The sequence below is a fragment of the Bradyrhizobium sp. Unk1 genome (assembly GCF_059512345.1).
The window spans coordinates 20,585-30,195 of the sequence record NZ_JCAMOP010000066.1 but is presented as its reverse complement, the minus strand read 5'-3'; the positions used below and the strand labels follow the sequence as shown (position 1 = coordinate 30,195).

At 60.8% G+C, this 9,611-nt stretch carries 13 protein-coding genes; 9 read left to right on the top strand and 4 right to left on the bottom strand.

What is annotated here, in order from left to right; genetic code table 11:
• Positions 1 to 482: 482 nt before the first annotated feature.
• From AC5ZFO_RS44025 to AC5ZFO_RS44010, 4 genes are all read right to left on the bottom strand, one after another.
• Entirely contained in the window at positions 483 to 641 is a 159-nt protein-coding gene (locus tag AC5ZFO_RS44025; RefSeq protein WP_496123795.1) for a hypothetical protein, read from the bottom strand.
• Positions 642 to 759: 118 nt separating this feature from the next.
• A complete protein-coding gene (locus AC5ZFO_RS44020) occupies positions 760 to 1,410 on the bottom strand; it encodes a DUF2934 domain-containing protein (RefSeq protein WP_282525725.1) in 651 nt (216 codons plus the stop codon).
• A gap of 265 nt (positions 1,411 to 1,675) precedes the next feature.
• Positions 1,676 to 1,933: a dihydrodipicolinate synthase family protein gene (locus tag AC5ZFO_RS44015; protein WP_496123797.1), complete on the bottom strand. Its 258-nt coding sequence runs from the start codon at positions 1,931 to 1,933 to the stop codon at positions 1,676 to 1,678.
• Entirely contained in the window at positions 1,882 to 2,388 is a 507-nt protein-coding gene (locus tag AC5ZFO_RS44010; RefSeq protein ID WP_306664756.1) for a dihydrodipicolinate synthase family protein, read from the bottom strand. Before AC5ZFO_RS44010 ends, AC5ZFO_RS44015 begins: the two co-directional genes overlap by 52 nt.
• Before the next feature lie 234 nt (positions 2,389 to 2,622).
• On the opposite strand from AC5ZFO_RS44010, the gene AC5ZFO_RS44005 reads away from it, so the two are divergent.
• The 9 genes from AC5ZFO_RS44005 (at position 2,623) to AC5ZFO_RS43965 (ending at position 9,611) form a co-directional block, all read left to right on the top strand.
• Complete coding sequence (locus AC5ZFO_RS44005; protein ID WP_282525726.1) at positions 2,623 to 3,969, top strand: ABC transporter substrate-binding protein; 1,347 nt, start codon at positions 2,623 to 2,625, stop codon at positions 3,967 to 3,969.
• A gap of 103 nt (positions 3,970 to 4,072) precedes the next feature.
• Entirely contained in the window at positions 4,073 to 5,032 is a 960-nt protein-coding gene (locus AC5ZFO_RS44000; protein ID WP_014492573.1) for a carbohydrate ABC transporter permease, read from the top strand.
• Positions 5,029 to 5,982, top strand: coding sequence for a carbohydrate ABC transporter permease (locus AC5ZFO_RS43995; RefSeq protein WP_028150087.1), 954 nt, complete (start codon positions 5,029 to 5,031; stop codon positions 5,980 to 5,982). Before AC5ZFO_RS44000 ends, AC5ZFO_RS43995 begins: the two co-directional genes overlap by 4 nt.
• A complete protein-coding gene (locus AC5ZFO_RS43990) occupies positions 5,979 to 6,191 on the top strand; it encodes a hypothetical protein (RefSeq protein ID WP_282525727.1) in 213 nt (70 codons plus the stop codon). Before AC5ZFO_RS43995 ends, AC5ZFO_RS43990 begins: the two co-directional genes overlap by 4 nt.
• A 6-nt stretch (positions 6,192 to 6,197) precedes the next feature.
• Positions 6,198 to 7,295: an ABC transporter ATP-binding protein gene (locus AC5ZFO_RS43985; protein ID WP_282525728.1), complete on the top strand. Its 1,098-nt coding sequence runs from the start codon at positions 6,198 to 6,200 to the stop codon at positions 7,293 to 7,295.
• The gene (locus AC5ZFO_RS43980) at positions 7,288 to 8,295 is read left to right on the top strand and encodes an ABC transporter ATP-binding protein (RefSeq protein WP_282525729.1); all 1,008 of its coding nucleotides are present in this window, start codon (positions 7,288 to 7,290) and stop codon (positions 8,293 to 8,295) included. Before AC5ZFO_RS43985 ends, AC5ZFO_RS43980 begins: the two co-directional genes overlap by 8 nt.
• A complete protein-coding gene (dhaL, locus tag AC5ZFO_RS43975) occupies positions 8,292 to 8,906 on the top strand; it encodes a dihydroxyacetone kinase subunit DhaL (RefSeq protein ID WP_282525730.1) in 615 nt (204 codons plus the stop codon). Before AC5ZFO_RS43980 ends, dhaL begins: the two co-directional genes overlap by 4 nt.
• Complete coding sequence (dhaM, locus tag AC5ZFO_RS43970; protein WP_282525731.1) at positions 8,903 to 9,304, top strand: dihydroxyacetone kinase phosphoryl donor subunit DhaM; 402 nt, start codon at positions 8,903 to 8,905, stop codon at positions 9,302 to 9,304. The genes dhaL and dhaM overlap by 4 nt, the downstream gene beginning before the upstream one ends.
• Complete coding sequence (locus tag AC5ZFO_RS43965) at positions 9,297 to 9,611, top strand: HPr family phosphocarrier protein (RefSeq protein WP_028150081.1); 315 nt, start codon at positions 9,297 to 9,299, stop codon at positions 9,609 to 9,611. The genes dhaM and AC5ZFO_RS43965 overlap by 8 nt, the downstream gene beginning before the upstream one ends.

The window sequence follows — 9,611 nt, the reverse complement described above, 5'->3', positions numbered from 1 at the left end:
TGCCGCCATAAAGCTTTGGAGGGACGCTTTCGGCCAAGGGGGCGAGCTGGGCGATGCGCATCGGCGCCTAATCCCCCAACGCGCATCGCAGCGCCAGCACGACGGTCGCCGAAATGAGAGACGAGATGGCCAGCAGGGTCCAACTGGGTCTTGTGCTTCCGCGAGCCATCCGCGCGACGAACATCATCATGCGCGTCAGCATTCGTCCGCGGGAAGCCGGTGCAGATAGGCAAGTCCGAAGCCTGCGAGTTCTTCGGAATCGCTTACTCGCTCTTCCCCTCTCCGTTGTAGGTGACGCTCGAGCAGGCAGCGGCGGCTGTCTGATGCATCAACGCCGGGACGCGTCGCCCTGAAGATCGACCACGCCGTGTCTGCGGCCCTTCTGACCGTAACCTCGTCCACCATTCTCACGCTCCGGCGACTCGGATCCAATCACTGGCAACTCAACTTGCCCCGTAAAGTTTCCAGTTTTTCCCGAACGTTCAGGCTCCCTTCGGGCGGGTCATCCGCGCGCTGGTGCGCAGAAGCGCGACATGGCCATTCTGGCGACCAACGGCCGGGATTGGGCCGACCGCACCAAGCGGCTGGCTGCGCGCGTGGCGGACCTCGACATCTTTTCGCAAGGCCTCGTAGAGCTGCATTTTGAGAGCACGCTGCCACGCATGCGGGATCGGAGCAATCCTACGTCCAGCCAGCGCGCAAGTGGGACTGCAAACCATAAGCGGAAGAGGTCCGCTGGCGCGGAGGTTTGAGTGACGTTCAGAGCGCGTCGGGCGTCTTCAATACGTGCCTTACCTGCTCCTCTTTGAGCTGGCGTTCTGCCTCATGCCAAAATTCATCCATCTGTCCGTCGGGCTTGCCGGCCCCCTCCCATAGCTTGTAGGCGCGTGCGCGGATATCGTCCTTGTAGACTTGGGTCATGTGGACCTCCCGACAAAGCACGGCTTCGCCTTGGGGGGCTTCAGGGGATAGTGGCAAGGGCAGTGCAGGCCAGCGATCGGCGGGAAAACTGGACCGCCAATTCAAGCCGTCCGCGCGCCCGCGGTTCCGGATCGTCTCAACTGCATTTTGATCGCGGAGCACGCACCGTTCAGGCCCCTCCGCCCGCGTCTCATTTATACCGTTTGGTTCGCATGAAGCGCCGCTTTTGCCAGCCTGTTCGCTCTCTGCTCGCAGCCAAAACTCCAGATCGCGCCCGTCCGGCCGACCGGATTCGCGCCAGAGCTCAAAGGCGCGATGGCTGGTCTGCTCGCGCAGAGCGGTAGCTTCCAATTCGTCGAGCCGGTTCCTGATGCTCTTGGCAAATCGCTGGAGTCGCTCCACGGTGGCGGCGTCGCAGATCAATGGGATCGCGCGATCGGCCAGCTCGAGCTGATGTTGCAACTTCTGAAGCTCGTCTCGGTACTCCATGACGTCACTCCGGCTCGCTTACCCGCGTCTAAGTAGGAAGCCGCCTGACTGTCAATTTGGACAACTTGCACTGCTGCAGTCTTCGATGACCGAGTCAGGAGAGATTCAGATCCCGTACCACGGCCGCAACATTCCTTTGCGCCTCTTCTCCAAGCGGTTGGATCGGCAATTGCGGGACTGCTTTCGCAAATCCGAGCCCGTTGAACATCGAATATACGACTCGGAGGCTGGTGAAGCGTCGGAACAGGTCCCAAATCGGTTGAAGCTAGTTGTTCAGGCGTCGGGCCGTCGCGGCATCACCGCGCTGGGCGGCTCGCACGATGGCCAGGCACGGTTTAGGAAATATACCGCCAAGAACGCTGTACCATGTCTCTCCACCGGCCAAGAGCGCGTCCGTGCAGTGCCAGTCAACGCTATAACCAAGGGATAGGTGCTCTCCCACAACATCGCGCAGACTGCGAATGTGATCGGTCACGCCGTCTTTGTCCGGAGCCGGACTCTTGACGGCGACGACGCCCTCGATCCGGCTAAGCCGACCGATCGGCCCAGGCGTGAACCGAAAATGCGTCGTGCCCGGGTTGTCGTGATGCATAGCGGCAGCTTTCCCAGTCGCGCCACCGTCTCAAAATGCGTGAAGACTTCGTCGTCCATGAGAGGTGTGTATGAAACCGCTGCGAGCAGGCCAGCGGTGGCGCCGGCAAGTCGGGCGTCTTGCGCCAGTTTTACCGCCTCGTCCGTCCGCAGCGCGCCGATGCCGACCAACAAAGGCGCGCGCTCCTCCACTTTCCGCGTGGCTATTTCGATCGCCCGCCGACGTTCCTCGCGCGTGAAAAAGACGTAGGATCCTGTGCTTCCAAGAAGTCCGATCGAGTCTACGTCCGCCGCGATCAAACGACCCAGCAGACTTTCGAGCGCGCTTTCGTCGATGCTGCCGTTTTGGTTAGCCAGTACCGGTTGAGCGCATGGTTGCTGCCTCAATTTCGCGAGGGCACCAAGACCGAGAGACTTAAGAGCGTGCTTGCAATGTTTAGTATATAGTGTTTCACTAAACAAATCGAGCTTGGCTGAATCCCTAAGAATCCAGGCAGGCGCGAGGAAACGTCCGTTTAGTCGTTCAGCCCGTGAAGGACTGTATCGCTCTGCTCGAAGCATTCGAGCGGGTTGGAGAGTCGCGCCATGTCGATGGCCGGCCCCACTGGGAGGGAAAGCGTTATGAAACAGACAGTAAAGGCGCTTCTTACTACGTTCGGAGTTCTCGCATCCGCGCTCGGTGTCGGAGTGGGGACTACTCCTGCGCATGCGCAGGCCAAGACCATCACGCTGTGCTGGGCCGCGTGGGATCCTGCCAACGCCCTGGTCGAACTGTCGAAGGATTTCACCGCCAAGACCGGCGTCGGCATGAAGTTCGAGTTCGTGCCGTGGACCAACTATGCCGACCGCTTCCTGAACGAGCTCAATTCGCATGGCTCGCTGTGCGATCTCATCATCGGGGATTCGCAATGGATCGGGGGCGCCGCCGAGAACGGTCAGTACGTCAAGCTCAACGATTTCTTCACAAAGGAAGGAATCAGCATGGACGACTACATGCCGGCGACAGTGGTCGGCTATTCCGAGTGGCCGAAGAACAGCCCGAACTATTGGGCGCTGCCCGCCATGGGTGACGCGGTGGGCTGGACCTATCGCAAAGACTGGTTTGCGCGGCCTGAGATCCAGGCGGATTTCAAGGCCAAGTACGGCCGCGATCTCGCCGTGCCGAAGACGCTCGATGAACTGCGCGACATCGCAAAATTCTTCCAGGGCCGCGAGATCGACGGCAAGAAGGTCTATGGCGCTTCGATCTATACCGAGCGGGGCTCGGAAGGCATCACCATGGGCGTGTCGAACTACCTCTATGATTACGGCTTCCAGTATCAGGATCCGAAGAAGCCGTATTCAATGGACGGGTTCGTCAACTCGCCCGGCGCCGTGAAGGGGCTCGAGGCCTACAAGGAGCTCTACAAGTGCTGTACGCCCCCCGGCGCATCCAACTCCTACATGTCCGAAGGGCTTGATGCGTTCAAGTCGGGGCAAGTCGCGCTGCAGATGAACTTCTTCGCCTTCTTCCCGGGCCTCTACAAAGATCCGAACGTCGGTGGGGACAAGATCGGCTTCTTCAGCAATCCCGCCGGCCCCGCGACCCAGGCGACGCAGCTCGGCGGGCAGGGCATCTCGGTCGTTTCTTATTCCAAGAACCAGGCCGAGGCGCTGCAATATATCAAATGGTTCTCCGGTGGAGATGTGCAGAAGAAGTGGTGGGCGCTGGGCGGCTATTCCTGCGCCAAGTCAGTGTTGAACGATCCGGGCTTCCCGAACAGCGCGCCGTTTGCCGGCGAGTTTTTGAAGTCGATGGGAATGGTCGTCGACTTCTGGGCCGAGCCCTCCTATGCCCAACTCCTGCAAGCCGAACAGAAGCGCGTGCATGACTACGTGGTGGCGGACAAGGGCACCGCGCAGGAAGCGCTCGATGGCTTGGTAAAGGACTGGAAGGCGATCTTCAAGGAAGAAGGCAAGAAGTTCTAGGGCAAACGCCTGGAGCGCACGCCGAGCGCGCTCCAGGCTCTCTTCGGTAGAACCCGCAGGCGTCGCATAGTCGACAATCGCGACGCCAGGATTGACCAGGGCCATGAACGATTTGAGCACTTCGTCGCAGATCACCTACCGCGCCGTCCCGATCCGACCAGGCGTGATACGTCGTATCCGCGGCCTTTCGGACCAGGCGCTCGCATGGCTCTTCATCACACCGACGATCGTGCTGCTGCTGGCGATCAATATCTTCCCGCTGGTATGGACGATCTACCTGTCATTTACCAACTACCGCGCCAATCGGCCGAACGCGCCGACGCTATGGCTGGGGACCGATTGGTACCAGTCGATCCTGACCGATCCGGATATCTGGGCGGCAATGCAGGTCACAGCGCATTTCGTGGTTTGGACCGTGCTGATCGAGACTGTGCTCGGATTCGGCCTTGCGTTCCTGATCGACAAGAAATTCCGTGGCCATGGCCTGTGGACCACGATCATTCTGTTGCCGATGATGCTCTCACCAGCGGTTGTCGGCAATTTCTGGACTTTCCTCTATCAGCCGCAGATCGGGCTGTTCAACTACGTGGTCGCCTTCTTCACGGGGCGCGGCGCTTCGTCGTTCCAGATGCTGGGAGACGTGACCCTCAGCCCGTGGGCCATCGTCATCGTCGACGCCTGGATGTGGACGCCTTACGTGATGCTGATTTGCCTGGCGGGGTTGCGGTCGATCCCGGATTACATTTATGAGGCAGCGGAGGTCGACCGCGCGTCGAATTGGCGGCAGTTCTGGTCGATCACGCTGCCGATGGCTCTGCCGTTCATCATGCTCGCGGTGCTCTTTCGCGGGATCGAGAATTTCAAGATGTTCGACATGGTCAACCTCCTGACCGGAGGAGGGCCGGGCTCGACCACTGAGGTCGCTTCGATCACACTGAAGCGCGCAGCCTTTGAGAGTTGGCGAACCGGCTATTCCTCGGCCTTCGCGATCATTCTGTTCGTGACAGTGTTTGGCCTTGCCAACATCTACGTCAAGGCGCTGAACCGGGTGAAAAGCAGATGAGCGCCTCAAATGCAGCCCACTCAGTCGTCGAACCGTCGACCGGCACTCGCCGCTTTGCCGGTCTGCTCGTCATACTCTATGCCATCATAACGATGGTTCCGCTGATATGGATCGTGCTCACCTCGTTCAAGTCGCCTGACGATGCGATCTCCTATCCGCCGAAGGTCCTCTTCAAGCCTTCCCTTGAAGGCTATTGCAATGTCTTCACAACACGCTCGCGTCAGACTCAGGAGTTTATCCAGACGCTGGGGCCGCCGCAGGGGCTTTGTGACAACATCGCGCGCAGCCGCAACATGGTTGTCGCTGGGCCGTCGAACTACGTGCCGCGCTTCATCAACTCGCTGATCATCGCCTTTGGCTCGACGGTGCTTGCCGTCGCGCTCGGTACGCTCTCGGCTTATGGTTTTTCGCGCTTCCGCGTGCCTCTCAAGGACGACCTCCTGTTCTTCATTCTGTCGACCAGAATGATGCCGCCAATCGCGGTCGCGATCCCGATCTACCTGATGTACCGGACCGTCGGGCTATCGGACACCCGTCTCGGGATGATCCTGCTCTACACTTCGGTGAACGTCTCGCTCGCTGTCTGGCTACTCAAGGGCTTCATCGACGAAATCCCGCGCGAATACGAAGAAGCGGCAATGATCGATGGCTATACGCGCTTTCAGGCGTTCGTGAAGGTGGTTCTACCGCAGGCGACGACGGGGATCGCGGCCACGGCGATCTTCTGCCTGATTTTTGCGTGGAACGAATACGCCTTTGCTGTGCTTCTGACCTCTGGCAACGCTCAGACCGCGCCCCCATTCATTCCGATCATCATTGGCGAAGGCGGCCAGGATTGGCCGGCCGTAGCCGCCGGCACGACGATCTTTCTTGTGCCGATCGTCGTGTTCACGGTGCTGCTTCGCAAGCATCTTCTGCGCGGGATTACCTTTGGGGCCGTTCGCAAATGAACCTCGATGTGAACACGTCAACGCCGCACGTCAGCCTGACGAGCAGAATGTTGCGGCGCGGTCCGCTGGAGGCCATCGCGACGGCGATCATTGCCGCAGGCGTGGTCATGCTGATGCAGCCGTTTTTTCTGACGCTTTATTCCTGGTCTTTCGCGGTCACTCTCTTTGGGACGGTGATGTTCACGATCGTCTCGAAGGTCCGGGAGTAGCGCTCGATGGCACAGATCAGGGTTGAAGCGCTCAACAAATCCTTTGGAGAGTTTCACGCAGTCAAGGGCGCGAGCTTTACGGTGGATGACGGCCAGTTCCTTTGTCTGCTTGGGCCGTCCGGCTGCGGCAAAACGACAACGCTGCGGATGATTGCAGGACTGGAATTGCCGACATCCGGCACGATCAGGCTCGACGGTGAGGACGTGACGATGAACCGTGCCTCCGCGCGAGATATCGCCTTCGTCTTCCAGCTATTCGCGCTCTATCCGCACATGAATGTCCGGCGCAATATCGGCTTTCCGCTCAAATGCGAGGGGATCGGAGCCGTGGAGTGCGACCGGCGCGTGGTGGAGGCCGCTCGGATCCTGCGCATCTCCCACCTCCTTGATCGGTCGGTTTCGACCCTCACCGGCGGCGACCGTCAGCGCGTCGCGCTTGGGCGGGCGATCGTCCGCAAGCCGAAGTGCTTCCTGATGGATGAGCCACTCGGAGCGCTCGATACCGAGATGCGCGAGGCGATGATTCAGGAATTGCGCGCGCTGCATGACCGGCTTGGCGCGACCACCGTTTACGTCACGCATGATCAACTGGAGGCCATGGCAATGGCGGACCTGATTGCGGTGATGAACAACGGCGTGGTCGAGCAGATTGCGAGTCCGCGCGACATTTATGACCGGCCTGTTTCGCTCTTCGTCGCGGACTTTATCGGTTCTCCAGCGATGAATTTCCTGCCGTTTCGCGGCAGCCTGCAAGCCGGGGCGCAGGCGATCCGGCTCGGGGATCGCGACGTTGCGATACCCACCGCACGCGAGGCTCTGGTGGAGAGCGACCTTGTCCTGGGCGTCAGACCCGAGCATGTGCGTTTTTCCGATAGCGGCATGGTGCGGGGCGAGATCTATGGGTCGGAATATCTCGGCACAACGCAGATCGTGACGGTGACGACGCCTTACGGCGCCCTCAAGGCCCGCTCGCCCGCCAGCATGCCCTTTCGGATTGGGATGAATGTCGGGCTCGATTTTCGGCCCGATACGTTGTCGCTCTTCGACCAGGGGTCGGGACGGGCAATACGCACCGCATTGCACGAGGGAGGCAAGCATGGCTGAAGTCGAGATCGGGGCGGTCTCCAAGGCGTTTGGCAAGACGCAAGCCGTCGTCGATCTGTCCCTCACCATTGGAGATGGCGAATTCGTTGCGTTGCTGGGGCCGACCGGCGCCGGCAAGACAACGACGCTGCGTCTCGTTGCCGGATTAGAGGCGCCCGACAGCGGTTCGGTCCGCATCGACGGACGGGATGTGACCAGTGATGCGCCGGCGGATCGCGACGTCGCCTTCGTATTCCAGCAATATTCGTTGTACCCGCATCTGACCGTGTTCGAGAACATGGCCTTTGCGCTACGCGCGCCGACTCGGCGCCTGCCGGAGGCCGAAATTCGCGCTAGGGTCGAACAGGTCGCGCGTCTTCTTCATATCGAGGCCAAGCTCCACAGCAAGGCGACCCAGTTGTCGGGCGGGCAGATGCAGCGCGTTGCGATTGGCCGCGCTCTGGTGCGCTCGCCCTCGATCTACCTGATGGACGAGCCGCTTTCTTCGCTCGATGCCAAGCTGCGCGGTGAAATGCGCCTGGAGCTTAAGCGCATCCAGATCGATCTCGGCGCGACGATCCTCTACGTCACCCACGACCAAACCGAGGCTATGACCATGGCATCGCGCATCGGCGTGATGGAGGCCGGGCGGCTGATGCAGATCGGCACGCCGCGCGAGATTTACGAGAACCCGGTCAACGCCTATGTCGCTGCCCGGCTCGGCCAGCCGATGATCAACCTGCTGCCGGCCGGTCTATTCGCGGGCGCTCCGTCGACCGCCAAGACCATCGGGGCGCGTACCGAGCACCTGGCTATCACACGCAATGGCGGAGACGTGTCGGCAACCGTCACGCGGGTCGAGCATCTCGGCGACCAGAGTCATTTGCACCTAGATCTCGGTGGTCAACCCGTTGTGACGTTGGCGGAGTCTGAGACCACGTTAGATGTCGGCGACGTGGTGTCACTACGCCTCAACAAGCCGCTGTTCTTCGACGCGACCGGCAGGAGGGTCGCAGCATGAGTCTCGATCGGGCCTCTAGGGAGAATCTGGTGCGGGCGCTCGCGGAAGCGGTGATCCAGCACGCCGACGAACTGACCAGCCTCGACCAGGCGATCGGTGACGGCGATCATGGGCTGAACATGAAACGCGGCTTCGAGGCCGTGCTCGCGACGTTGCCCGGCCTTGCGGACAAGTCTCTGCCAGAAATGCTGAAGTCGATCGGAATGACGCTGGTCATGAAGGTTGGCGGAGCCTCTGGGCCGCTGGTTGGCACCTACTTCATGGAGTTGGGCAAGGCGCTTCCAGAGCAGCCAACACGTGCAGAGTTCGTCGCGGCCGCGGATCTGGCGATCAACGCCGTGAAGGCACGCGGACGCTCAGAAGCAGGACAGAAGACCTTGCTCGACGTGCTGGTGCCGGTGCAAGCGGTATTGGCCGCGGGCGGCGATGCGCGGGCGATTGCGATGGAGGCAGCGCAGGCGGCCGATCGCACCACGCCGATGCTCGCTATTCGCGGCAGGGCCTCTTTTCTCGGCGAACGTTCGATTGGTCACATGGACCCAGGTTCGCGCTCAGTGTCCCTGTTGATCGGCGCTGCGGCTAAAGTATTGGAATTCGAGGTAAGGTTATGAGCAGTCCAGATCGCGGCAATGTCGGAATCGTCATCGTTTCACATTCGCCCAAGATTGCGGAAGGCGCGGCAGATATGGTGCGTCAGATGGTGGGCAATGCGGTGCCGCTCGCCTGGACCGGCGGCGATGTCGATGGAGGGCTCGGCACGAATGTTGCTGGAATCCTGGAGGCGATCGAGGCGGCGTGGTCCGCAGCAGGTGTGGCTGTGCTCGTTGATCTCGGCGGTGCGGAGACAAATTCCGAGATGGCGGTGGAAATGTTGGCTGAAGATCGAAGGGCGCGCGTCGTCGTCTGCAATGCCCCGGTGGTCGAAGGAGCGGTGATTGCAGCGACGGAATCCTCGGGTGGCTCATCGCTCGCAGCCGTCAAGCGTAGCGCGGAGGAATTCTATGCATGATGCCCACGCCAGCCGGGCAGGTGAGACGTCGGTGCCGCTGACCGCCTCGGCGGTTCTCGTCAACAAGGTCGGACTTCATGCGCGGCCGTCGGTCAAGCTCACGCAGTGTGCGAAGAGGTTTGCCGCAAAGATCGAACTCGCCCTCTCTGGAGACGGGCCTTGGACGGATGCCAAGAGCCCGGTGAAGGTGATGCGTGTAAAAGCTCCGCAGGGGGCGACGCTGCATTTCCGGGTCGCCGGACCGGACGGAGAGGTGGCGCTTGCTGCCATGCTTGCGCTTGTGCATGACGGTTTTGGTGAGGCTTAA

Bases quoted from the DNA above. Each gene is read 5' to 3' on its own strand.
- dhaM (WP_282525731.1), top strand. From the start codon at position 8,903: ATGAGCAGTCCAGATCGCGGCAATGTCGGAATCGTCATCGTTTCACAT.
- AC5ZFO_RS43965 (WP_028150081.1), top strand. From the start codon at position 9,297: ATGCATGATGCCCACGCCAGCCGGGCAGGTGAGACGTCGGTGCCGCTG.
- AC5ZFO_RS44000 (WP_014492573.1), top strand. From the start codon at position 4,073: ATGAACGATTTGAGCACTTCGTCGCAGATCACCTACCGCGCCGTCCCG.
- AC5ZFO_RS43990 (WP_282525727.1), top strand. From the start codon at position 5,979: ATGAACCTCGATGTGAACACGTCAACGCCGCACGTCAGCCTGACGAGC.
- AC5ZFO_RS43980 (WP_282525729.1), top strand. From the start codon at position 7,288: ATGGCTGAAGTCGAGATCGGGGCGGTCTCCAAGGCGTTTGGCAAGACG.
- AC5ZFO_RS44005 (WP_282525726.1), top strand. From the start codon at position 2,623: ATGAAACAGACAGTAAAGGCGCTTCTTACTACGTTCGGAGTTCTCGCA.
- AC5ZFO_RS44025 (WP_496123795.1), bottom strand. From the start codon at position 641: ATGCAGCTCTACGAGGCCTTGCGAAAAGATGTCGAGGTCCGCCACGCG.
- dhaL (WP_282525730.1), top strand. From the start codon at position 8,292: ATGAGTCTCGATCGGGCCTCTAGGGAGAATCTGGTGCGGGCGCTCGCG.
- AC5ZFO_RS43995 (WP_028150087.1), top strand. From the start codon at position 5,029: ATGAGCGCCTCAAATGCAGCCCACTCAGTCGTCGAACCGTCGACCGGC.
- AC5ZFO_RS43985 (WP_282525728.1), top strand. From the start codon at position 6,198: ATGGCACAGATCAGGGTTGAAGCGCTCAACAAATCCTTTGGAGAGTTT.
- AC5ZFO_RS44020 (WP_282525725.1), bottom strand. From the start codon at position 1,410: ATGGAGTACCGAGACGAGCTTCAGAAGTTGCAACATCAGCTCGAGCTG.